At 56.6% G+C, this 23,144-nt stretch carries 18 protein-coding genes; 5 read left to right on the top strand and 13 right to left on the bottom strand.

Annotation, left to right across the window (positions count from 1 at the left end; translation table 11 throughout):
• Positions 1-598: 598 nt before the first annotated feature.
• The gene (locus J2129_RS03555; RefSeq protein WP_245320589.1) at positions 599-1,417 is read right to left on the bottom strand and encodes a fasciclin domain-containing protein; all 819 of its coding nucleotides are present in this window, start codon (positions 1,415-1,417) and stop codon (positions 599-601) included.
• Positions 1,418-1,438: 21 nt separating this feature from the next.
• Complete coding sequence (locus J2129_RS03550) at positions 1,439-3,580, bottom strand: thioredoxin domain-containing protein (RefSeq protein WP_209629518.1); 2,142 nt, start codon at positions 3,578-3,580, stop codon at positions 1,439-1,441.
• 129 nt (positions 3,581-3,709) lie between these two features.
• Between J2129_RS03550 and J2129_RS03545 the strand changes: the two genes are divergently transcribed.
• Positions 3,710-5,023 (top strand): NCS2 family permease, encoded by a 1,314-nt coding sequence (locus J2129_RS03545; RefSeq protein ID WP_209629516.1) that lies wholly within the window; start codon positions 3,710-3,712, stop codon positions 5,021-5,023.
• 451 nt (positions 5,024-5,474) lie between these two features.
• On the opposite strand, the gene J2129_RS03540 is transcribed toward J2129_RS03545, so the two are convergent.
• The 8 genes from J2129_RS03540 to J2129_RS03505 form a co-directional block, all read right to left on the bottom strand.
• Complete coding sequence (locus J2129_RS03540) at positions 5,475-7,352, bottom strand: SIR2 family protein (protein ID WP_209629514.1); 1,878 nt, start codon at positions 7,350-7,352, stop codon at positions 5,475-5,477.
• A 252-nt stretch (positions 7,353-7,604) separates the two neighbouring features.
• The gene (locus J2129_RS03535) at positions 7,605-8,765 is read right to left on the bottom strand and encodes a TIGR04083 family peptide-modifying radical SAM enzyme (RefSeq protein ID WP_209629512.1); all 1,161 of its coding nucleotides are present in this window, start codon (positions 8,763-8,765) and stop codon (positions 7,605-7,607) included.
• A gap of 61 nt (positions 8,766-8,826) precedes the next feature.
• Complete coding sequence (locus J2129_RS03530) at positions 8,827-9,093, bottom strand: hypothetical protein (protein WP_209629511.1); 267 nt, start codon at positions 9,091-9,093, stop codon at positions 8,827-8,829.
• A 47-nt stretch (positions 9,094-9,140) separates the two neighbouring features.
• Positions 9,141-10,022 (bottom strand): hypothetical protein, encoded by an 882-nt coding sequence (locus J2129_RS03525; RefSeq protein WP_209629509.1) that lies wholly within the window; start codon positions 10,020-10,022, stop codon positions 9,141-9,143.
• On the bottom strand, positions 10,019-10,603 hold the full coding sequence (locus tag J2129_RS03520; RefSeq protein ID WP_348632331.1) for a hypothetical protein: 585 nt from the start codon (positions 10,601-10,603) through the stop codon (positions 10,019-10,021). The genes J2129_RS03525 and J2129_RS03520 overlap by 4 nt, the downstream gene beginning before the upstream one ends.
• Positions 10,604-10,805: 202 nt before the next feature.
• Positions 10,806-11,135, bottom strand: a complete 330-nt coding sequence (locus J2129_RS03515; protein ID WP_209629507.1) for a DUF5400 family protein — start codon at positions 11,133-11,135, stop codon at positions 10,806-10,808.
• Between the two features lie 11 nt (positions 11,136-11,146).
• The gene (locus J2129_RS03510) at positions 11,147-11,983 is read right to left on the bottom strand and encodes a DsrE family protein (RefSeq protein ID WP_209629505.1); all 837 of its coding nucleotides are present in this window, start codon (positions 11,981-11,983) and stop codon (positions 11,147-11,149) included.
• A 2-nt stretch (positions 11,984-11,985) separates the two neighbouring features.
• Positions 11,986-12,663 (bottom strand): DUF169 domain-containing protein, encoded by a 678-nt coding sequence (locus tag J2129_RS03505; protein WP_209629503.1) that lies wholly within the window; start codon positions 12,661-12,663, stop codon positions 11,986-11,988.
• Between the two features lie 122 nt (positions 12,664-12,785).
• On the opposite strand from J2129_RS03505, the gene J2129_RS03500 reads away from it, so the two are divergent.
• Both J2129_RS03500 and J2129_RS03495 read left to right on the top strand, forming a co-directional pair.
• Positions 12,786-14,375, top strand: a complete 1,590-nt coding sequence (locus J2129_RS03500) for a GAF domain-containing protein (RefSeq protein WP_209629501.1) — start codon at positions 12,786-12,788, stop codon at positions 14,373-14,375.
• A gap of 420 nt (positions 14,376-14,795) precedes the next feature.
• Positions 14,796-17,273: a DUF2254 family protein gene (locus J2129_RS03495; protein ID WP_209629499.1), complete on the top strand. Its 2,478-nt coding sequence runs from the start codon at positions 14,796-14,798 to the stop codon at positions 17,271-17,273.
• A gap of 308 nt (positions 17,274-17,581) precedes the next feature.
• Here the strand turns inward: J2129_RS03495 and J2129_RS03490 are convergent, their stop codons facing one another.
• Both J2129_RS03490 and J2129_RS03485 read right to left on the bottom strand, forming a co-directional pair.
• Entirely contained in the window at positions 17,582-18,271 is a 690-nt protein-coding gene (locus tag J2129_RS03490; protein ID WP_209629497.1) for a queuosine precursor transporter, read from the bottom strand.
• Positions 18,272-18,889: 618 nt separating this feature from the next.
• Entirely contained in the window at positions 18,890-19,372 is a 483-nt protein-coding gene (locus J2129_RS03485; RefSeq protein WP_209629496.1) for a YkgJ family cysteine cluster protein, read from the bottom strand.
• Between the two features lie 253 nt (positions 19,373-19,625).
• On the opposite strand from J2129_RS03485, the gene J2129_RS03480 reads away from it, so the two are divergent.
• Together J2129_RS03480 and J2129_RS03475 are read left to right on the top strand one after the other, a co-directional pair.
• Positions 19,626-20,801 carry a DUF3883 domain-containing protein gene (locus J2129_RS03480; RefSeq protein WP_209629493.1) on the top strand — a complete coding sequence of 392 codons (1,176 nt, stop codon included), beginning with the start codon at positions 19,626-19,628 and terminating at the stop codon, positions 20,799-20,801.
• Between the two features lie 90 nt (positions 20,802-20,891).
• On the top strand, positions 20,892-22,619 hold the full coding sequence (locus tag J2129_RS03475) for an ABC-ATPase domain-containing protein (RefSeq protein ID WP_209629491.1): 1,728 nt from the start codon (positions 20,892-20,894) through the stop codon (positions 22,617-22,619).
• Positions 22,620-22,758: 139 nt separating this feature from the next.
• On the opposite strand, the gene J2129_RS12995 is transcribed toward J2129_RS03475, so the two are convergent.
• Positions 22,759-23,094: a hypothetical protein gene (locus J2129_RS12995; RefSeq protein WP_245320585.1), complete on the bottom strand. Its 336-nt coding sequence runs from the start codon at positions 23,092-23,094 to the stop codon at positions 22,759-22,761.
• Positions 23,095-23,144: the final 50 nt, after the last annotated feature.

Raw genomic sequence — 23,144 nt, 5'->3', positions numbered from 1 at the left:
GATAGGCAGAGGACGACAATACCTTCTTCAGGGTCATTTTTGTGCCTTCCCGGCCCCATCGTGGTCCTGGGGGTCCGGGCGGCACTCGCCCCTGGTGTGATTGTGTGGGAAGGCGATTGAGTCACCCTTGCACTGAGAAGAAGTGAGGGTTTCTACAGAGCCGAAATCCCGGCGGTATAAAGACGGTCATGAGCAGAGGACGACATGCCGTCGACTGAGCGACGAGCATGAGAAGAGGAGCGGCCGCCCCCTGATGTGACTGATAAGGGAAGGGATTTGATGGTTCTCTGTAGCAGAGGATGGGAGACCCTTTCTTAAGGGTCATCAAAGGCGCCTTCCTGGTCCAATCCTCGTCCCCGGGATCCTGGGGGGAAGGAGCACCAGGTGAGAAGAGAGAGGAAGGCTGGAATCACACTCACACCTATAATCGGCGAGGATTTCTCCAGAGGTTATAATCAGAGATGGGTCCAGGACCAGAAAAGGCGCGGAGCCAGGGAGTGAATCACCACTCCCGGCATGACGCACCCGAGAACCACGTGCCATTGGCACCATTTCGATGAGGCGACACGCCGCGCCGTCACATCTCGACCAGACCCATTTAGATCCCGGTCGTCTCGTCTGATTCAGTCTCGGTCTCTGTGACCTCAGTCTCAGTTTCCGTCTCAGTCTCTGTAACCTCAGTCTCAGTTTCCGTCTCGGTCTCTGTGACCTCGACCGTCTCGTTCTCTCCAGTCTCCTCGGCGGCCATGACTGCCGGCGGGAGAAGCACAGTATCGATCTCGTGGATGACACCATTGCTCGCATTGATGTCCGCAGTGATCACTGTCGCCCCCTCCACGGTCACGACACCGTCGGTGACCGTGACATTCAGCATCTCGCCTTCAAGGGTCTCAAGAGTATCGAGATCTTCAAGAGAGGTCGAGTTGAACTCGCCAGGCACCACATGGTACTGCAGTACGCTGGTCAGTTCGGTGGTGTTGGCCAGGAGGTCGTCGAGAGTCCCGGCAGGCAACGCTTCAAAGGCCGCGTCATTCGGTGCAAAGACCGTATATGGTCCCTCGTCCTGGAGAGCAGAGGTCAGTCCGGCCGCGTCCAGCGCGGTCAACAGGGTGGTATAGGTCCCTGCGTTGGAGGCGACTGCGACGATGTCATCCTCCGCCCCCGTTTCGACTTCGCTCCCTGTTACATTCTCTGTCTCAGTAACGTTCTCAGTCTCAGTTTCCGTCTCGGTTTCGGTCTCCGTCTCAGCTATCGTCTCGGTTTCGGTCTCCGTCTCCGTCTCCCCGGCAGGCACAGTCGTCGTGACCTCTGTCGGCGACGGCGTCTGGTCGGCCGGCGGGGTGCTCGTACACCCGCAGACCATCAGTGCGGCTGCAAGTGCGGCAAGCACCATGAGTGTCCATTTCCCACTCTTCATGGATGTGTCCCCCCCACAGGGTTACCCTCTCTTCATGATTTGCTCCATATAGTCTTTCCCCCATCCGACCCGTTCGCCTGCAATGACCTCCCTGAGCGTAGGGGTGTCGGTCACCGGTTGCTCGCATGCCGTTCCCCGGCAGAGATAGGTCACTGGCCTCCCCTCGTCGGGGTCCATCTCGCGCGTGTAGGGTGCGACCTCGTCGAGCACCTCCTGGTTATGGCCGTCCCGCAGGACCACCGAGGTGTACGGGAGATAATAGTCCTTCAGGACCGCGAGGAACTGCGCTGTCCCAGGATCATCCCTCTCGCCCGCGACCACCACCTCATAGGAATGGGAAAGCGCGGAGAGGAGAGCGTCCATATATCCAGTATAGGAGGAAGGCCGTTCAGAGGCCATCGTCGAGAAGGCACCAAAGCCCGACGAGGCGACCTGCGCATACTGCGCAGTGCCGGTCAGGCGGTACAGGGTGAGCAGCGCGGTGAATGCAAGCGAATTTCCCGACGGCACCGCTCCATCATAGGCCTCCTTTTTTCTGAATATCAGTTCTTCGCCGCCTTTCGGAGTGGTATAGAACCCCCCTTCCACTCCGTCCAGGAAGAGGTCGATCATGCGGTCGGCAAGCCGTCTGGCCTCCCGCAGGTACGCCCCCTCGAATGTGGCTGAATAAAGTTCGGTGAGCGCCCAGACCATAGCAGCATAGTCGTTGAGCATGCCAGGGACCGCCGTCTCGCCGTCCCGGTAGCGGTGGAAGAGATCCCCGTCCTTCCCCCGCAACCTGCCGAACAAGAACCCGGCCGCATTCTCGGCCGCCCCGATATACCGCTCTTCCCCAAAGACCCTGCCCCCCCTGGCCAGGGCCGCGACCATGAAGGCGTTCCAGTCGAGGAGCACCTTGTCGTCGACAGGTGGGCGCGGGCGCGAGGCACGGGCCGAGAGGAGAACCTTCCTCGCGTCTTCGAGATGAGTCCGCACTTCTTTCTCAGACATCGCAAACTCCTCGGTGAGGTCGGCCACCGGCACCCGGTGGTGCAGGATGTTCACGCCCGGCACCGGCCCCTTGCTCTTAAGGGTGTGGCCGATGCCGTAGGCCCTCACAAAGAGGTCAGCCTCCGCGGGGTCGAGGTGTTCTCCCACGTCCTCGGCGGTCCAGAGATAGAATTTCCCTTCGATCCCCTCACTGTCCGCGTCTTCTGCGGTGAAAAACGCGCCTTCAGGCGACTGCAGGTCCCGCAACACGTACTCGAAGATCTCGTCGGCCGTCTCCTGGTAGAACGGTTCCCTGGTCGCCTCATACGCCTCGGTGCAGGCAAGAGCAAGAAAAGCCTGGTCATAGAGCATCTTCTCGAAATGGGGCACCACCCATTCGGCGTCGGTGGTGTAGCGGTGGACCCCATAGCCGAGTTGGTCGAAGATCCCCCCTCCCCTGATCGACCGCAGACTCTCTTCGGCCATATCGAGTGCCCTCTCCTCGCCGGTCTCGCTCCAGTAGCGTATCAGGAACTGAAGCGTGTGCGGCACCGGGAACTTTGGAGCGTGGTCGAAACCGGCGTTGGTCTGGTCATAGCGCCGGATCAGTTCCCGGTAGGTCCGGTGGATGAGGTCGATCCCTGGTTCGGTGCCGGTCTTCCTGGCCGCCTGGGCGCGGATAAGGCGGTTCCTGATCTCTTCGGCCGATGCAGCGACGTCTTTCTGCTGGTCGGCCCAGAGCCTCCGTATCCGTGGGACCAGTTCGAGGAGCCCGGTCATCCCAAACCGCGACTCCCTGGGGATATAGGTGGCCGCATAGAACGGCAGTTTCTCTGGCGTCAGGATGACATTCAGGGGCCACCCCCCTGTCCCGGTGAGCGAGAGACACGCCTCCATATAGACCGCATCGATGTCAGGACGCTCCTCTCTGTCGACCTTGATCATGACAAAGGTCTCGTTGAGAAGGTCTGCCACCTCGGGATCTTCAAATGACTCCTCTGCCATCACATGACACCAATGGCAGGTCGAATACCCGATCGAGAGAAAGATCGGTGTATGTTCACGCCGTGCATGTTCAAACGCCTCTTCCCCCCAGGGACGCCAGTCCACCGGGTTATAAGCATGTTGTAACAGGTACGGACTCTTCTCTCCAATAAGATGGTTCGGCCGCGGCCGGGTCTTCTCGCCTTCCATGAGTGCCCCTCCCCACCTACCTCCTGCCACATCCTCTATATGAGTCTTTCCTGCAAGGCCCGACACCCTTAATCTGCACCTCACCAAAAATGTACAAAAAACGGTAAAACAAGTCTGGTGATTTCAAGAATGGGCGAAAATATCTTAGAACGTCATTTCAAACTCAGCGAGCATGGCACGTCGGTCAAAAAAGAGTTTGTCGGCGGCCTTGTTACATTCATGACGATGGCCTACATCATCGTCATCAACCCGGCGATCCTTGAGGCGGCGGGTATGCCCTTCGGCCCGGCGATGGTCGCAACAATTCTTTCGGCCATCTTCGGGACAGTGATCATGGGGATCTATGCCAACCGACCCTTTGCGATCGCTCCCTATATGGGAGAGAACGCCTTTGTTGCGTACACGGTCTGCGGGGTCCTGGGATATTCGTGGCAGACGGCCCTTGGTGCGGTCTTCATCTCAGGTGTGCTCCTGACTATCCTCACGCTCACGAAGTCCAGGAATGTCATGGCCGAGGCGGTGCCCTACAACCTCAAGGTCAGTTTCGCGGTGGGGATCGGGATGTTCATCACCTTCATCGGACTGGTGAACTCAAAGATCGTCGTCCTCGGGACCGCGGATGCACCGCTCCATATTGGGCAGGTCACTTCGCCTGAGGTGCTGATCGCCGTCATCGGGTTTTTGATCATTGCGGCCCTGATGATCCGCAAAGTGAAAGGCGCGATCCTCATCGGGATCCTTACGTCTGCCCTCATCGCCTTTGCGACCGGGGTGGCGAAGGCACCGGCAGAGATCGTCAGTATGCCTCCCGACGTCTCGCAGGTCTTTCTCCAGCTCGACGTGATGGGGGCGCTCTCCTGGGGGTTCTTTGCGGTTATCCTCACGATGTTCACGATGGACTTCCTGGACACGATGGGCACCCTCATCGGGGCTTCGGCCAAGGCCGGGTTCCTGGACGAGAACGGGAACCTGCCCGAGATTGAGAAACCTTTCCTTGCCGACTCGCTCGCGACGGTCTTTGGCGCCGTCGCCGGGACGACGACGACCGGCACCTTTGTCGAGTCTTCGGCCGGGATCGAGGCCGGGGGACGGACCGGGCTCTGCGCTCTGTTCATCGCCGGCTTCTTTGCACTCGGGCTCTTCTTCTCCCCGCTCTTTGCGGCCATCCCTGCGGTGGCCACCGGTCCGGCGCTCATCATCGTCGGGATCATGATGATGTCGGCGGTGAAGGACCTGGACTTCGAGGACTATGCCGAGGCGATCCCGGCGTTTGCGGTCATCGTGCTGATGAGTTTCACCTACAACATGGGTGTCGGGCTCTGCGCGGGGTTTGTCCTCTTCCCGCTCCTCAAGATCGTGCAGGGGAAGGTGCATGATGTCAAGCCGGCGGCATGGGTGCTCTTCCTGCTCTGTCTGGCCTTCTTCATCTTTTATCCTTACTAACTCTTTTTTTCGGGGCCGCGGATTTGAGGGACGCGGGATATGGGTGTCGCAGATTGTCATGGAGCATATCCCAAAACCCCATGCCAACATCTGTGATTGGAAGGCGTTTCCGAAACACGGCGTAGTTCAAGAGATTGCTGCCGCCCTCAGCCTATCTTCGTCGTGGGGGGGGGTCCGGGGTTCTCCCCCCGGCAGGAGAAAACAGTTTAACATTCCTTCTCCTTCTGGTGGGGCGGCACGTCTGATCGACGTGCCTTCCCTTGTCTTCACGCCGGGTGAAACACTCTCAATCTCATAGGGGAGTGAAATACTAATTTTAACGAAATCAGTAGTAGATTCGCAGTTCAACATGTGGAGGATAGGAAGGGGGATGGTAAGGATTCCTATCCATAAAACCGCCAATGGATATTGTTTCCGAGATTGATGACGATATGGAAACCTTCGCACGAGATTAATAAAGCCCCCCGCGGATCTCTAATTTGATCCCTGTGCGTGGACATTCAATTTCAAACCCCATTGCATATTTTCGGTTCGCCTCTTCAAATGCCGATAAATTCCCACCAAAGAAGTTAGAGCCCTTTGCCTTCTGCTGGAGGTCGGCGAGGTAGGTAAAGATATGGGGAGGGAGAGGGGAGATCGAACCATACAGTGGATTTCTGCGTTGATACAAACTCTGAGACCGAAGAGGACCGGGAGTCGACATACGAAATGCACCTCTTTCGATCTCTTCGTCTCTGGAATCTGCTATATATGCAAGTCCAAAGATATACTCAAAGACATCCAGAGATCTTGAGAAGGCGAACTGATTCGGGATCAGGCTCCGGATTATAGTATGCATCTCCTCGTAAGGAGAGTCGGGATAGTTGTCAGTGATATAATGCCTATCTCTGGTGGAGTTTCTTATGTCAATATATCCTGTATCAAAACTGATCGTATCGAAAACATTTGCCCACTTGAAAATAGAATCATCCTGCAATAAACCATTATACGGATGCTTCTTCGGTTTCCTCAGAACGGCTTCCAGCATATTGAAGTTCTCGTTACGCACCGCTGCAATCCCTGCACAATAGATGACAAGAACAGCAGGGTAATGTTGCAGAGAGGATAAACCTCTTTTAAATTCTTCATCTACGCTAACGGGTTCAACAGGAATATTATGAGCATGGACTAATCGTTCAATCGTATCTGAGACCAGTTTCACGTGTTCATTATTATCATAATATGCCACCGTGGCGACCATTGCCGCCAGCGGCGCGGTGACTTCCTCTAAATCCTTGAGTATCTGTTTGAGGAGGTCTTTTGAACTCGTAATCGCCGGATTATACTGTCTTTTATTGGCGATGAACGCAAGCAGACGATCGGTCTCTTTGTGAATGAGATCAGGGAGAACGATTTCGGGTTTCATCTTCCTGAGAATCTTTTTGACCTTCTGCACCGCGGTCGAGACGCTCATTTTTTCTTTCTGCTCGTACCGGCGCAAAACCTCAATGCGAGAATGAAGTTCCCCAAAAAACTCATCCGCAGACGCAATCTCAATTATTGATGGATGAAGGCTCTCCATAATCGCTTCCGGAAGAGGTCCAGAGTCCTTCCGCTGGCACCAATAGACTGAATATCTCCTGACCCGTTCTTTTTCTCCCTCTTTGCCTGCAAGAATGTTTACCAGTCCGGTATCGTCCTTCGCCGACCACCCGCAGACGATCAATCCATACTCGGATAGGATCCTGTCCAGATAGTCTTCGAGTTCGGGTGTATAGGAGGCGAGGTCTGCCGGCGTCATCTTTAGGGGAGTGTTGGGATAGTCTCCGTTCACCTTGACGATCCGGCAGTGGTCGGGGATCATCGACATCTTCACCGGTTCGCTTCCTTCGGTGATCACCGTCGGTTGAACTCCTGCATCACGGAGCGCTCGCTCCAGCAGGTCGTCGAAGTTCGTGGTGATGACGAGGCCGACCAGACCGTCTCTCACCATCCTTGCGATCGTTCGGTGGGCCTCGGTCGGTTCAGGGGCGACCCGTTCGCCGTCCTCGCCTTCGAACGTGAAGTACTCACGGAGTACGGCCCCCTGATCTTCCCTGGACGCCTTCAGGTCTTCAAAGAGACCGGAGAATGTTGGTTCTGTACCCGACCTCTCCCGGTACCATGCCACTGGATCCCCATCGATCTGCTCCTGAGAGGTTGCGGCGATCTTCTTGATCATGTTCTCGGTGATCTCCCACCCAGTCGGGATCTTGGCGGTTTTCGATATCCCTGAGCCAAGAAAGAGGGCGTAGCGCTTCGGTGACGAGACAACGGCAAAGGCTGTCGGGAGGAGGTCGTCGGGGATCATACGCCCTCGTCTCCCCTCCGTCGCCGGAGATCGTTAAGACAGATCGCATGCAAGTCAGGTATCATGACGTCTCTGGCTTTTACTTGCAATTTAGATAATAAAATAGTTTTTATTTTTATTTCTAGGATGTTTTGAGAGCCTCCAATCGGGACAGTCATCATATGAATCCTTTCGTGCTTAATGTCGTCACGAAAACCGTTCTAGATGGCCGGGAGAGCCACCCGAAGAGGAAAGAAGAGAGAGGCGTCGCCCTCACCGCATCGCCATCTGCCTGATCAGCGCCATCACGCCCGGCTTCGTCTCCCTCGCCCGTCTCGACCGCGGCCCGCCCATCTCAAGGAAGGGCGAGGACTCGAACATCTCCTTGTTGATCCGCTCACCAATCTCCTCGAAGATCCTGGCATAGGCCGGGCAGTGCGGGTCGACGCCCTTCACCTCGCCGCCGGTCGGTGCGATGGCGTTGTACGGGCACCCGCCCCGGCAATATTTGATGTGTGCGCAGTCCTTGCAGTGCTCATCGACATATGCCTTGAACGCCTCCATCTGCTTCCAGACCGCGGACTGTTCGAGTTCCTCTCTGCTCGGGTGCGTGGCGACATTGCCCATCACGAACTCGGGCATGCCCACGAAACGGTAACACGGGTAGATGCTCCCGTCCGGGCCGATCGCGAAGGTGTTGCCCATGCAGTCGGCATAGGTGCAGACCGTGCCGTGGCGGGTGAAGACCCCACGGCAGAGGTCGTTGATGTTCATCACCTCGATCTCGCCCAGGTGTTCGAGGGACTGGTCCAGGAGGTAGACGAGGAGTTCGCCGTACTTCTCCGGCGTGAGCGTCCACTCGTCCGGGTTGGAGTCGCGCAGCGACGGGAGGGCCGGGTGGAGTTTGAGGGTCAGATTGTTCTCGAGGAAGAAGTTGAAGATCTCTTCTTTGCGCTCCACCGAGTACGAGGTGAAGGTGCAGATGAACCGGACGTCGAGCCCGTGCTCGCGGGCAAGTTCGTAGCCCTGCATCGTCCGTTCATAGTAGCCCTCGCCCCGCTGCAGGTCGCAGATCTCCTTGGGGCCGTCGATGCTGGAGCCGACCGGGATTTTGTACTTCGCGAAGAGGTCGGCGATGCCGGGGGTGAGGAGCCAGAGGTTGGTCTGGATCGCGAAGGTGGGGTGGAGGTGGCTGAGCCCTTCGGCGAGGAGGGGGAGGGCCTCCTGGTAAAATGCCTCGCCGGCCAGGAGGGGCTCGCCGCCATGGAAGGTGACGGTGACCTGGTCGTCCCTGAAGTCCTTGAGCCATTCGACCACATCCTCGACAGTCTTGATGCTCATCCGCGGGGAGTGCTCATCTGAACTCCAACAATATTTGCAGTGGGCCGGGCAGCCCAGTGTCGGGATGAGCATGATGTGGAAGGTACTTTTCATAGGTGGAGGTCATCATGCAGGGAGGTATAGTTTTCCAAAAGACCTGGATCAGGGTATGCCCTCACTCGCTGGACCGGAGGGGTTCGTCCTCTCCCTGGAGCGCGGCATAGAGACGACCGATCTCGTCGACCGTTAACTGCAATTGGTCCAGGTCGTCAGGGTTCCATGAGCCTTCCCGGTCATATGCCTGGATTATTCCGGTAAAGAGTGTGTCGCTCTCCCTGAACATGGCGCTCAGGTCGGCCATCAGCGCGGCCCCCTCGTCGTCGCCGATCCCCTCGCAATACGCGCTCCCCCACCCGGCCGCCCAGGCATTGGTATACCACATATATCGCACGCTCCCGACCCCCAGCGATGAGGCCAGAAATCCCTCTTTCAGGTGAGTCTTTCTCTGGGAGAGGATCTGAGAGAGATTGTCTGGTTCAAGATCCTGGCGCAACGCCTCAAGGCCCTCTGACCCGAAGACCGAGTGCCGGTACGCCTCTGCATAGACCTGATCGTATGCCCCTCAGGGTCTCCGTGGAACTTCGCCAGGTTCCTCTCTCTGATCAACCCGGACCGTTCGTCCCCGGGCAGGGGTTCGTCGGTCTTCTCATAGATACAGTAATGGAGCGTCCCCGGGCCGGGGAGGGAGGTGACCGCCAGCCTGAAGTCGTCATAGCGCTGGAAATAGGTGACATTCCCGACCTCGTCTCGCTGGTTGGCGACGGCGCCGGGATCCAGGTAGTGGATGCCCTCGCCGTCATAGCCCACGACGACGATGTTGTGCCCGGCCTGGCCAGGCCCCATTCCCCATCCTTCCAGTCGGTCCAGGTAGAACTCGTCATAATAGAGGTCCCAGCCCCCGACCATCACCGGCACCCCTCGGTCAAGGGAATTTTTGATCTCCTGGAGGTATTCCTCATAGTGTTCGTCGGTCGCGTTGCCCTGGTGAGGGGACGGCACATACTCCAGCCCATAAAGCGACGCCTGGAATGCATAGTCCTCGTCCCAGAGCCAGGTGGCCTGCGAGGCAAGGCTTCCAGGGATGTAGGAACATGTGCAGGGCATGGCAAGAGAGGAGACGATCTCGCCGTAGCCGACCTCGGGGCAGGCGTGTTTTATCAGCATCGCGATTCCCGCAATCCCGCAGTCGATCGCCTGGTCGCTCTGGGGGACATACTCAATCTGGACCATGGCCCCCTCCTCCACGCAGCATGGTAAGAGAGCGACGACCAGAACGAGGAGGAGGGCAAGAAGAAGGGGGACCGTTCTCATTCTTTTACTCCGGCCGTCCGTATCCAGGTGATAGATTCGCGGACCACAAATGCCAAGAAGACGATCAGGGCGAGGTAGCCGAGGGCGATGAGGTGCTCGCCGTACATCTGGACGGCGATGAAGATCGCATTGAGGGCGAGAAGGAAGAGCAGGGATCCGTTCATGACCGGGAGCACGTCCTCGTCATGTCTGGAGCGCACGGCAAAGGCAGAGAAGAGAAGGAAGAGCGAGGAGAGCGCAATCATGGCGAGGAGGTATGGACCCTTCGCCTCCCATCCGTTTGCTTCAAGCCCTGAGAAGCGGACCGCTATCTCGCCGGGAAGGAGAGGGCAGGCACAGAGAGCGGTGAGGAGAAAGAAGGCGAAGAGTGCAAGGGGGGTGACGAGCAGGCTCTTCTCCTCGACATAGGCCGCAACCAGGGAGATCATGAGGGCGGAGAGGAGGAAGAGCAGGTAATATGGCGTGGCAATGAAGAGGAGGAGGAGCAGGCCGATGATGATGAGGAAGAATCCGAAGTACCGGTTCTTTCTTTTCCAGAGTGCTTCGGGCTCGTACGTAGGCCTAATTCTCAGGCCGATGATCCGGTTTCTCCTGAAGGGGACCAGACAAAGGATCGCTCCAAGAACAACGAGTATGACACAGAGGACCAGTTCGGAGATCGTTTCATCACCCCTTTACCTGATGGGCCGGGCATCTCATATATCTTTAGGTGAATGGGGATGTGAGGGGCAAAAAAGAGGATTGAGAGGATAATCGAGGCTGGACGTTTGTAGGGCTTGCAGTTCACAGCAGCACCGAGGCCGCCGCGAGCACCGGGAGCATCGTCACCATGGCGAGGTGCGGCGCGAACCCCGGCGAGGTCTGGAACGAATACCTGAACGTGGCCCAGACCTGGGTGAAGGCCGTGACCGTCGCCAGCACCTGGAGAGCGGCGGCGGCCATGGCAAGCGCCGGGATGCCGGTCGCGAGGGCAGCCAGGGTGGCAACGAGGGCGAGCATCAGCGCCCCAAAGTGGAGGGCAAGTTTCATCCCGAGCATCCTGAACGTTATGAACCCGGTCACCATGCTGCTTGCGAGGACCGCAAGGGCGAGCACCTGATAGATCATTTCCATGCTCTTTCACCTCAGAAGTTGACGACGGCGTTCGCGGGATCGCTGAGGAGCTGGATGTAGGTTGCGGCCCCGGCGAGTCTGACCCCGTCCACGAGGTCGGCCTCACCGATCCCCCTGAACTTTGCGCTCATCTCGCAGGCGTAGATCGTGGCTCCACCCCTGATCACCTCGTCCATGAGCCGGTCGAGGCGGTCGAAGGCCGGGTGTTTGACGACCGCGGCGTTCCCCTGCCGCGCCATGCTCACGCCGTCCATGAGCAGGAAGATCGTCACCTCTTTGCCCATGCTCTGCGCCGCCTTCGCAAAGAGGAAGGTCGCATAGGCCCGCTCGGCGTTGCCGATCCCGTTGCTCTGGGCGATGAGGACGCGGTCGCGGGCCACGACGGCCTGAGTGCCCTCCTGCTTCTCGGCCTTCTCGGCGATGAGGTAGTGCTTCTCGCCGTCGGCGCCCTGCGTCACGACCTTCGAGCCCGACGACTCGACGGCCGCGGCGATGTCGGCGATCGAGTCGGCGCTCGCGCTCGTGACCTTCAACCTCTCCCCGACCGGAAGGGTGGCGAGGATGGTGCCGACCGTGATCACCGGGCCGGGGCAGAAGTCCCCGCTGACGTCGATCTCTTCCATGGTGCTGCCTGTGGGGGTCATGCGTGCCTCCGTGTGTTTGTCTGATGATGTGATCTCGAGGGTGTAGCCGTGCTTCCTGGCCACAGCCTCCATCCCCTCCTCGGCACCGGGGCTGAGGAGGAAGACGACGGTCTCCGCCGGGTCGTCCAGATATTTGACGACGTTGTCGGCGAGGATGGAGGTGTTCGGGGCCTTGATCCCGAGGGCGCTGACGGTCTTTGTCATCTTCACCCCCACTTCTCCTTGAAGACCTTCAGAGCCTCGACGATCCCGCCGAGGTGGGCAGGCGGGATGCCGAGGATCACCTCGTCTTCGGCGATCCCTGAGTATTTCCGCGAGCCATTGCAGCCCAGGGTCATGTTGGGCACGCCGCGCTGGATGACGGCGACGACGGCGTCGGCACAGATGGACTGGATCCCGGAGTAGTCGCTGGAGACACGGCCTCCGTGGGTGTGGAGGGAGGCCTGGGTGAGCCTGAGGGCCTGCCTGGGCGTGGCGACGATGATGACGACATCGGGCTCGAAGGCGGCCGTCTCCAGGGGGGCGTAGACCGAGGCGTAGAAGTCCTCAGTGCTCTTCGGCATCGCGGTGACGGTCTCGAGCGCCCCTTCGGCGGTCTTGAAGTTCCCGAGTTTGTGGTAGGTGCTCCCATTGGCCAGGTGTTCGGGGAGGGGGCCGACGCCCATGACCCCGGCGCCGCCCTTGCACATGTGCTCCTCGGCGGTGGCATACCCGGCGGCCCCTTTGAGCCTGGCGTCCTGGACAAACTGGCAGTGCCTGCTCTTCTCGATTTTTGCATAGCCTGCCGGCACGTCGTCGGCGGTCTTCGCAAGTTTCACGGCGACGGGACTGCCCTTCAGCCCCAGCAATTCGATGAGTTCGGTTGCGGTCGTCTCGTAGGACATGGTCGTTTCACCTCATGGTTTTAGACTGTGTGGTCTAACTATACTGTATAGTATAGTTTTGATATATACTTTTCCCTGTGGCGAAAGATATTAGACGATATAGTATAGACCCACAGGGGATCATGGAGACGTACTCAGATACCGAGCAACTGATCCTCTCCTACCTCAGGTCTCACCGGCCTGAGGAGTGCATGCTCGACAAGATCTCCAGGGGGACTGGCAAGAGCAGGGCCACGGTCCTGAAATATCTCGGCATCCTCCACGCGAAGGGGCTCCTGGAGTACACCTTTGTCGGCCGCAGCAAACTCTGGAAGATAAAGGAAAGGTCGGGCACGGGCGAGCAGGCGGCCCCCGCGGCGGCGCATGCCGAGGAGGAGGCCGACCTCGCGGCCCTGGCCTTCGCCCTCTACGAGGCCAGGCGGCAGGAGGCCGACCTCGCCGACCGCCTCGCCCTCCCGGAGACGATCGTCCTGACCGTCACCGACGACCTCAGGGTGCTGGCCGCAAACCGTCTCTTCGCCTCGCTCTTCCCCGAGACCAGGGGTCTGCGCGACCTCCTCCGCCCTGTCGACGAGACGAGGGTGGACGGGGCGCTTCGGTCGGTGAAAACAGGCCGGGCCGCCACCGTCGAACTCGACCTCAGGGAGAAGGCCGGGATCTACCGCCCCTATGCCGTCACCCTCGTCCCCCCGCCCGCCGCCGGCCCGGCCGGGTGCGTGGCCGTCATCGGAGAAGATCTTTCCAGTCGGCGGCGGACAAAGCGGGACCTTGAGGCGCTGCTCTATATCATCAGGAGCGTCGGGACCGCACCGGATGAGGAGCACCTTCTTGAGGGGACGATGACGGGCATCAGGGAGAAACTGGTCCCGTACCTCCATGCGGCGGTCTTCACGCCCGGCGGACATCCGGCCTACGCCACCTTCGAGCCTTCAGACGATCGCATGGCCACCGTCCTTCCGCTGGTAAAGGAGAGCATGGAGCAACTGGAGACCGCGGCCGCCGGGCCGCTCGCCCTGCCCGGCATCGGCGGCGAGGTAAAATCCGCCCTTGCTGTCCCGATCATCGAGGAGGAGGAGGCGACCGGCGCCGTCCTCCTGCTCCTCGGTTCGGAGGCGAGCGCGACGCTGGTCGAGAGCCTGGAGATCGTCGCCGACGAACTGGCGAGCGCCCTCAAGATGCAGCGCCTCGACCGGGAGCGGAGCGAGTACGTCAACACGCTCCTGGCCCTCAACCGTCTCTCCGGGATCCTCAACGACGCACGGGACGAGGCGTCAATGCTGGAACGTTCCATCGAGGCGGTGATGGGGGCGCTCGGGTTCGAGATGGGCTGTGTCTACCTCCTCGACGAGGCCGACGAGATGGTCCCGCGGGTGCAGCGGAACATGCCCGAGAGCCTGCGGCAGATGTGCCTCTCCGGTGTCTTCGACGCCCTCTTCGAGCGGGCGTTTGCGGAGCAGAAGGTCGTCTACATCACCCCCGAAGCCCCGGCCTATGCCGCGCTCGACGAGGCCGTCAGGGCGCAGGGGGTGAGGACCGTCCTCATCATGCCGATCAAGATCGGCGGCGAGGTGGTGGGGCTGCTGAATATGGGGAGCGGCAGAGAGAAGTGCTATATGCGCACCAGTCTGGAGAACCTCTCCTCCATCGGGCTCCAGCTGGGGCTGGCCCTGGAACGTTCGAGGCTGGCGCGGGAACTGGAGGCGCGGGGGTGAGGACTCTTTTGAGATCCTGATTTTTTTTGTAATTCTCTGGAAGCTCATGCCTTCCTTCGCACTCGCTCCGGGGGCGATGCCCCTGGATCCTGCATTCTCAATGTCATCATTATTGAGAGGCAGTTGTGCATTTGCCATATGGATCCTAAGATTATTCTCTGAGGCAGTGACATGACAACATATGATTAGATCGATTTTCTAATGTTTAATAGGCCAATAATAATTCAAATGTTTTCTAATTTTACTATAGAAAATCTCACATGCACAATTTCATGAATTATCATATTTATAATATTGGAATAATCCTTCGGGGGCCGATGATAACTTAAACTAGGAATATGGAACAAAATATTGTATGGCTTAAATTATTGGTGCTTGCTGGAACTAGGGAGAAAAATAATGATTTGGTTTGAGTATTACATGATTATCAACTGGATTTTGAATCCATATACACAAAAAGAACTTGGTCAGGGTATCAACCAACTTCTGATAAATATTACATCTTCAAATCCAGCCATGCAAAACACTTTTGCTACAGCTTGCACGGTAATGGCAACCCTTGTGGCGATCATTTTTTCTATATCCCTTGTTATGGTTCAAATTGGATCAGAGAAATATGGTTATCAAATTCTGAAACAGTTTATCCATAACAAAGTAACAAAAGGACTTTTTTTGATTTCAATGGCAACAATCCTGATATCTCTTATTTTAATGTGGCAGGATATGACAAATTGGCACTCATTTATATTTATATTGGTTCTTATTTTATTGTGGTCAATTATATTCTGGCGATATTACATATTTATGACAAAGATAACAAACTATGAACAGGTTATCCAGTTGGTGCATAATAATTGTATTGCAGACATACGGCGGGACAAAAAGAAAAATGTGAAAGAAATATTAGAATCAATTGAAGAGACTGCAATCAGAGGGATCTCTAGAACCGATACTGATTTTTCATTTAAATTTACAATCGCACTATTTAATATCTATCGAGGGATATTGAGTGAAAAAAAATATTCCTGGGTCAAGGATGAGATCTGTTTACATCTCGTGAGAATCATAGACCGTGCTGTCGAACTCCGTGTTCAATTTAGGAATTATCTCTGGACAGGGATATTTGACATCCTAAATTGTGAGATTACTGAAAATCCAGAAATTGATATGGAGTTTATTAAGGCGTATACTTCAGAGTTTCTTTTCAGAGTAAACAAAAAAATAATCGATGAAGATGATTTCGAATCATTTAAAAAAGAGATTCAAACGTATAGTGTAGAAAACACATGGGGCAACCCGAAATCGATCCAAGAAGAAATATTGCAGGACATTGCACTAGAGCAGTTTCAATTTTTGCCCCTCTTTGCTTCTGATACTACGAAATACAGCCAAATAAAAGAAAAATATCTATTGTTAGAGTATCTCATAAAGGAACAGTCAGTCAAAGATCATAGCGCAATACAAACTGCGATTAATGAGTATACGGAATACAAAAATGATCTTGAGTGTGAAATAAAGGCGTCACTAAAAACTGGCGATAATCTTACAGCCATTGTAGGAGAATTAAAGGCAAATAGCAGTCGTGAAATATTCAATTTAAATTCACTCTTTGTCGCATTCAAAATGCATCAACTGTTCTTTATTGTTGGTGCCTATCTTGTATTTCGGGAACAAGAAGGAGATCTCAAAGCCCAAACATACATCAAAGAACTGTGGGAACACACTGAATCTAAGAATCCACACACGATTAATATAAATGATTCCCCAGTACTTTTTGATCCTTCGTGGCTCACAAAAGTCCTTTTCTATGGAGGTTCAGGGGTTCGGTATTTTCCCAAGATGGGTAAGTTAACTCTTATCTTTGATACATTTAGAGATCCTGAAAGAGCATTGCAGACATACTATCTGTTATGCATGACGAGGTATCTTTCAAGAACTACTGAAGATCCTCAGATCCCAAGTGGTGAACCTACAGGAAGGGACTACCTTAAACACGATTTGGAATTCTGTAATATTTTTGTCGAAAACTCTGAGGATTTACTGAAGAACTGTGATTTATTGATTGAAGAAGCAGACTGCTGGGATCAATTATTCGACAACAAAGCGGAGGAGCAACTTGAACGGACAAAGACGTGGATTCAAAAAAATCGGGAATATTGTTCAGAACATACCGAAGAACTCGTGAAACAAATAGATTATGACTGTGAAAAATGCCGAGAACTGAAAAAATATATCAAGCAAGGTTATGGCAAAATCGCTATAAATGATATTGCAACGATTAAAATCATCAATAGAGAGGATCGAGACACTTCGAATTTCCAGAAATATTCATCAAGAATAAAGAATGGATATCCTAAACGTCATCTGATTAACGATGAATATGTATTTGATCCGATTCATCATAACAAACATATTTTTGAAGCCATTGGAGAAAGGATTGCACGCCAAGAAAAGATTTGCATAATCAAGACAATTCTAAGTTCAAAAGCAATTACACGATCAGTAGACAATAATATTGATACAATTATCGATACCATAAATGACAAAAAGTCATTGCTTGAAAATAAAGGATATAGTCCATCGACGATTATTATCCCACAGGAACTCTTTAGGGGGTTTCACGATCATGGATATATCGAAAATTCAAGTCAATTTATTTGTAAGGATAAGACCCAACTGAAGATTGTTTTTATCCCTGGTTTTGATCACATTATTTTATTTGATCAAAATCATAGCGTTGCAGAATATGTCCGGCAAGGAAATGAAAACGAGAGATTAAAGATCTCCTTAAAAGAAATGGATGATAAATTGCATCTCGATATCTGTGGATGTTCAGAGATGTTTTATTCTATTTCCAATCCTGATGCATTTCAGATTATAGACATATCGGCTCTGTAGAATTGCTCATGAGGCGAAAGCACGCCTCAAGCATGCCGAATGAAAATCTTTCATAGCATATCTTCAGGGTGATTTTCATAGCAAAACCTCACTTATTCCAAATGCGAGCGTGAACCAACTGCTTTCCAACATTTTTATGCTATGGGCTTCACACCCCCCAGCCCCTGCCATGGAGATAGGGAAAAACTGCAGAAGAGTAGATCCAAGGAAAGCCATTCTTCTATCCGGCTGATACCCACTCGCTCCAATCTTCACGATACAGGGATCAAGAGGCCGAAGGCCCATGATCCCCGCGGTTTGCATACAAACTACTTCTCAAGATACCGTTTATACCACCAGAACCACGGCGTATCCAGGAAGCCGATGACGTTCTTCGCCACGATCTGACCGATGATGAGCGGGATGAGCGGAGCGACGCCGCCGAAGGCGATGACGACAAAGATGACGCTGTCCACCGTGAGGCTGAAGAGGTCGCTGGAGACGCTCCTGAGGAGGACGCGATTCGGATAGCGCTCTTTGAGCCTCGCAAAGATCCAGGCGTCGATGTTCTGGGCGACGAGGAAGGTGACCCAGGAGGCGAGGATGATCCTGAGACTCTGGGCAAAGACCTCCTGCCACATCGATTCATAGGCGAAGAAGGGCGCCGGCGTGAGGGTGTTGGTCATCACGATGAAGGCGACGAGGAGCACCTGGGTGAGGAAGGCGATCCCGATGGCGATGTGGGTCTTGTGCTCGCCGTAGACCTCGTTGATCATATCGATGGCCTGTGAGAGGAAGGGGTAGATGAAGACCCCGGCTGGGGCGAGGAAGACAGCGATGCCAAGGTCGAACTCGACGATCCGCGCCGCAAGCACCTGGGAGGCGGCGAGGTAGACGACATAGAACCCGACCAGGGCAGGGTAGCCGTACTGCCGGTGGTGCCTGATGATGTACGCCGAGGCATAGGTGACGATGGTGAGGCTGAGCGCCCAGTAGATCCAGACGATGGGGAAGTCCATGATGCTTTTACATGTTGGGCGGGAGAGGACTTAGATGCTGGCACCGCGAGGGGAGGCCGGGGATTTTCTTCGCCGGTGGAGGGCCGGGCATGAGTCGGGAACGCGTCTCAACCACATACAATCGTTCATAGCAGGTCTCCGGGTGTGTCGCCCCCGGCGCGAGGCGGCGGTGAAATTTCTTTGGCGAGTTTTGGAGAATTTTGCATGAACCCTGGGTTCAAGCATACAGGATGAAAATTTCTCGTCGCCTGGTCGCTTATTTTCAAGACAAAAAAACCGGTGGAGACCTCTCTCAATTGCAGTCCCCTGGCTATCTTCGTCGTGGGGGTCCGGGGGGTTTCCCCCCGGTGCGAGATGGCAGGGAAGATCCTACGATCGGGGGCGGCACGTCTGATCTCCTGCTGTCCCGCCTTCTCGCACGAATCGATCTCATGCTTTCCTCCATGCTCGCACCGGGTTGCAGCCTCCGGACCCCTCGACAGGATTGGGTTTGGAAGACAGAGATCATGAGCGCGAAGACAAAAATCCTGAAGAGCATCGTGCCGCCCCCAGGCCATCTTCGTCGTGGGGGGTCCGGGGGCAACGCCCGCGGCGCGAGCAGAGATAAAATTTTTCTCCCTACCGCCTGACCCGATACCCCGCCCGCGTCAACGTCTCGATCACCCGCTCGTCCCACCTGCCATCGTCCTCCTCGCGGATCGCCCCGACATATTTCTCCCAGCACTCTGCGAGGGCGGAGTCGTCGGTCGCGAGATGGCGGCGCTCCATCACCCGGCCCACCCGCTGCCCCCTTGCGTTCAGGATGAGCAGACGCCAGCATGAATACTCCCGACAGATCTCTGGCCTCGTGAGGTGGACGATGCAACAGATGCGGCCGTGTACCGGATCGTCTCGGAGGAAGGGGCAGGCATCCGGCCAGCGCTCGAAGATGCCGCGGTCAGGGAAGAGGTGCGTCTTGTCGGGATCGATCCTGACGGCATGCTCCTCCCCGGTGTAGCGGTTCAGCATCAGAAAATTTCCGTCGCCGCACTCCTCTGTCACGACATGGACGTCGCCCAGGTGGCTGCAGCACTCCCCGCACTGGATGCACGTGAACGGCATGGGGTCTCTCCTCTGATGAAGAGGGATCTCTGTCCTGCAATGTATATACTCCGGTTTTGAGTGCTGTTTGTCCTGAGGACTTTGATTGTGTAGGTACACAAAGCCCTGCCATGACCTCCAGTCGGGCCGGGGCGATTTTTCAGCCCTGGTTCCCTTAGAAAGTCCAGGGACATGAAATACACAACATTACTGGAGCAATCATGTTTCGAAACAGTATGGAAATCGGCATATACATTTCCAATGATTCTAATGTATGAATACCCCTCAACTCTCATATTCTACGTTTCATCGCCAGTATCTCAGGTTCAAAAAAGCAATCTACCTGGAGTTCGGCGAACACTTTGACTCATTCCACACCGGCGAACCCCTGAAGCAGGAAGGTTATAAGGTTGAGATCTCTAGACAGGGGCGGAGGATCCTCGAATTCGAGAACTGGAATGAGGACAACATTGGCACAGGCAAGATCCTCCGGCATGTTATCGCCGCGATCGAGATCAATAACCCCACCCTTGATATACGTAATAATCTGGTGCAATGGGAAAACCGCCGGGGCGAGGAGGGGCGCCCCCATCAGTCTCTGTACACAGCACTGGAAGATCCAGCACAGACAGCAGCGTACGAAAAAACCCTTTTTGAGTTGTATCATGAACAGATCCCTCATGCCGAGGCCTTCGAGCGGATCGTCGACCATGCAGGACGACAGTATGCCTATGTTGCGTACCTCTTCTTCCTCCTCGACCCTGACCGCTATCTGCCCATCGCTACCAGAAACTTCGACCGGGCCTTCGAGATGCTCGATGCCCCGCTCAAGACATCGCAGAAGTGTTCATGGGAGAACTACACGGCCTATCTTGCCGTCATGGAACAGGTCCGCACCGCCTTGATCGGCGAGGGGGTGGAGAATGTCTCGCTCCTCGACGCTCATTCTTTCTGCTGGATGCTTGCTACACTCCCCCTCCCTGAAGATAGAGAACCGTCAGTCAGACCGACATTCGAGCATTTTGAGTGCGCATCCTTACAAAACAACGCAAAAAGTTCTGGCGACCTTATCGATTTTGAGGAGTCGGGCAGGAAGAGGGGGTATCTCAGGGGACTTGCCGAAGAGATCGTGCTGGAGTTTGAGAGAGAACGTCTGCGAGACGCCGGGTGCATCGATCTGGCCAAACGGGTGCGTCTGGTCTCAGACGACCACCGTCGTGGGTATGATATCGCCTCCTTTGAGACCGACGGTACCCCACGATATGTCGAGGTGAAAGCGGTCAGGAAGAACAGTGAAGGCGTCCGTTTCTATGTGACCGAGAATGAATTCGAGAAGTGTCAGACCCTTGCACCGTACTTCTTCTACTTTGTCAGCGGCGTCCTGGACGAACCTGAGATCAGGTATCTCAGGAGCGAAGAACTCCCAGAGGACGCTCTTCAGCCGGTGTGATCTATACCGCTTCGCTTTCTTCTTCTCCCTGACCCCCCTTTTCCTCTCTCGAAAACCCTATCATCCCCCTCCCCCATACCTACCCCAACCATGGCCTGTGAGACGATACAACCGGCCGGACGGCTCAGGGACATCCTGAGACGGATCGACGGCCGCGGATACAAGGCATACAAAGACTGCGAGGGGGCCTACGCCTTCGACGACTTCTCCCTCATCATCGACCACGCCCAGGGCGACCCCTTCGCCGCCCCGAGCCGCGTGCGGGTGCGGGTGGCGGCAAACGTCGCAGGCTTCCCGGCCGGGTGCGTCTCGACCAAGACCCGCGAGGTGGCCTTCAGGGACTTCCTTGCCAGGGGTTTTGCTGCGGCCATCGACGCCGCGGGCCCAAACCGCCGGGGGAGCGGGAAGAGCGGGCAGATCGCCGTCGCCCGTCCCGGCCAGGAGGTGCTGGAACGCTCCTCGGTCGTCGTCACCGCGGAGCACGCCGTCGAAGTCCGGTTCACCGTCGGGCTCCCGGCACGCGGCCGGAGCGTGCTCGGGCGGCAGGCGGATGCGATCTTCTTCGAGGATGTCCCGGCCCTCGTGCGTGCCTCCCTCCTCTACTCCGCCGTCGACGCCGCCGCCCTCGACCGCCACCTCAAAGTGAGCGAGGACGCCGACCACCTCAGGGCCGCGCTGCATGACCGCGGCCTCGTCGCCTTCGTCGCCGACGGCGCCGTCCTCCCGCGGGCAAGCGGGGTGGACGACCGGCCCCTCCGCAACGCCGTTCCCTTCACCTCGCCGCCCTCCCTGCGGATCGAGATCGCTCTCCCCAACCGCGGCACCGTCGCCGGCATGGGCATGCCGGCCGGCATCACCCTCATCGTCGGCGGCGGCTTCCACGGCAAGTCCACTCTGCTGCGGGCGATCGAGCGCGGCGTTTACACCCACGTCCCGGGCGACGGCCGGGAGTACGTCGTCGCCGACCCCACCGCCGTGAAGATCCGCGCCGAGGACGGCCGCCGGGTGGAGCAGGTCGATATCTCGCCCTTCATCGCCGACCTTCCCGACGGCCGGGACACCCGCGCCTTCTCCACCGAGAACGCGAGCGGGAGCACCTCGCAGGCGGCCAACATCATGGAAGCCCTGGAGACCGGCACCCGCCTCCTCCTCATCGACGAGGACACCGCGGCGACGAACATGATGATCCGCGACCGACGGATGCAGGAACTCGTCGCCGACGAGCAGGAACCGATCACGCCCTTCATCGACCGGGCGCGGGCACTGTACCACGACCTCGGCGTCTCGACCGTGCTCGTCATCGGGGGGTCTGGCGACTACTTCGACATCGCCGACACCGTCGTCTGCATGCAGGCCTACCGCCCTGAAGACGCCACCGCACGGGCGCAGGCGATCGCCGCGCGCTATGCCTCGGAACGGTTCACCTCACCCAAAAAAGGGTTTGGCACCTTCATGCGGCGGGTGCCCGAGGCGCGGAGCATCGACGCGCGCAAAGGCAGACGGGACGCAAAGGTCGCGGCCGACGGTGTTCGCGGGATCAGGTTCGGTGTCCACGAGGTCGACCTCTCGGCCGTGGCCCAGGTCGTCGACCCGGCCCAGACTGCAGCCATCGCCCATGGCATGCTCATGGCAAAGCGCCTGATGAACAGAGGTTCGACCCTCGAAGAGGTGGTGCAGGCCGTCGCCGCCGAGGTCGAGAGAGAAGGCCTCGACGTCCTCACCTCCCACCCGGTCGGCGGACTTGCGGGTTTCAGGCCCTTCGAACTCGCCGCGGCCCTCAACCGCCTCCGGACCTTCAGGGCCGGGCAGAAAGAGTAGGCGTCCCTATTCGCTGCACCTTCCGGACGGCCGCGACCTCCGGGGCGTCCGGGCCCCCAAGCATCTCGACGATCGCCTGCACGTACGGTTCCTGCCGCGTCATGCTCGGGAACGCACGGGGATCGTTGCGTGCCCCTTTTCACCCCATCTTTGCATGGCCAGTGGCGATATAATACAGAAAATCCTCTTTCGGGAGACCCCAGCGACAGTTCACCTGGAGCCTCACAAAATCGGAGTTCTTCGGGTTGGGAAAGAGCACCGCACGGGTGCCGGGCAGCGGGACCGGCGCCCCGTCCTTTGAACCGGCAAGGGCGATCACCCGGCGCCACAGGGGATCGCAGGCGCTCGCGGCGTCGGGACAGGAGCGGCAGAACCGGTTCGACGGCGGCGTGCCGTCGCCGACATAGCACCGGCAGAAGTTCACATCCATAGACGGATCTTCAGCGGAGAGGAGGATGAAGGGATCGGTTTTCATGCGGCAGGACGTGTCCTCTGCCAGTTCGGCCCGCCAGACCTGGAAAAAAA

It is taken from the genome of Methanofollis sp. W23 (assembly GCF_017875325.1).
In the GTDB taxonomy this organism is placed as follows: domain Archaea; phylum Halobacteriota; class Methanomicrobia; order Methanomicrobiales; family Methanofollaceae; genus Methanofollis.
This window is presented reverse-complemented; position numbering and strand designations above follow the sequence as displayed.

Bases quoted from the DNA above. Each gene is read 5' to 3' on its own strand.
- J2129_RS03515 (WP_209629507.1), bottom strand. From the start codon at position 11,135: ATGGAAATGATCTATCAGGTGCTCGCCCTTGCGGTCCTCGCAAGCAGC.
- J2129_RS03485 (WP_209629496.1), bottom strand. From the start codon at position 19,372: ATGCCGTTCACGTGCATCCAGTGCGGGGAGTGCTGCAGCCACCTGGGC.
- J2129_RS12995 (WP_245320585.1), bottom strand. From the start codon at position 23,094: ATGAAAACCGATCCCTTCATCCTCCTCTCCGCTGAAGATCCGTCTATG.
- J2129_RS03490 (WP_209629497.1), bottom strand. From the start codon at position 18,271: ATGGACTTCCCCATCGTCTGGATCTACTGGGCGCTCAGCCTCACCATC.
- J2129_RS03505 (WP_209629503.1), bottom strand. From the start codon at position 12,663: ATGTCCTACGAGACGACCGCAACCGAACTCATCGAATTGCTGGGGCTG.
- J2129_RS03510 (WP_209629505.1), bottom strand. From the start codon at position 11,983: ATGACAAAGACCGTCAGCGCCCTCGGGATCAAGGCCCCGAACACCTCC.
- J2129_RS03550 (WP_209629518.1), bottom strand. From the start codon at position 3,580: ATGGAAGGCGAGAAGACCCGGCCGCGGCCGAACCATCTTATTGGAGAG.
- J2129_RS03480 (WP_209629493.1), top strand. From the start codon at position 19,626: ATGAATACCCCTCAACTCTCATATTCTACGTTTCATCGCCAGTATCTC.
- J2129_RS03540 (WP_209629514.1), bottom strand. From the start codon at position 7,352: ATGATCCCCGACGACCTCCTCCCGACAGCCTTTGCCGTTGTCTCGTCA.
- J2129_RS03495 (WP_209629499.1), top strand. From the start codon at position 14,796: ATGATTATCAACTGGATTTTGAATCCATATACACAAAAAGAACTTGGT.
- J2129_RS03525 (WP_209629509.1), bottom strand. From the start codon at position 10,022: ATGAGAACGGTCCCCCTTCTTCTTGCCCTCCTCCTCGTTCTGGTCGTC.
- J2129_RS03500 (WP_209629501.1), top strand. From the start codon at position 12,786: ATGGAGACGTACTCAGATACCGAGCAACTGATCCTCTCCTACCTCAGG.
- J2129_RS03530 (WP_209629511.1), bottom strand. From the start codon at position 9,093: ATGTGGTATACCAATGCCTGGGCGGCCGGGTGGGGGAGCGCGTATTGC.
- J2129_RS03535 (WP_209629512.1), bottom strand. From the start codon at position 8,765: ATGAAAAGTACCTTCCACATCATGCTCATCCCGACACTGGGCTGCCCG.
- J2129_RS03555 (WP_245320589.1), bottom strand. From the start codon at position 1,417: ATGAAGAGTGGGAAATGGACACTCATGGTGCTTGCCGCACTTGCAGCC.
- J2129_RS03475 (WP_209629491.1), top strand. From the start codon at position 20,892: ATGGCCTGTGAGACGATACAACCGGCCGGACGGCTCAGGGACATCCTG.
- J2129_RS03545 (WP_209629516.1), top strand. From the start codon at position 3,710: ATGGGCGAAAATATCTTAGAACGTCATTTCAAACTCAGCGAGCATGGC.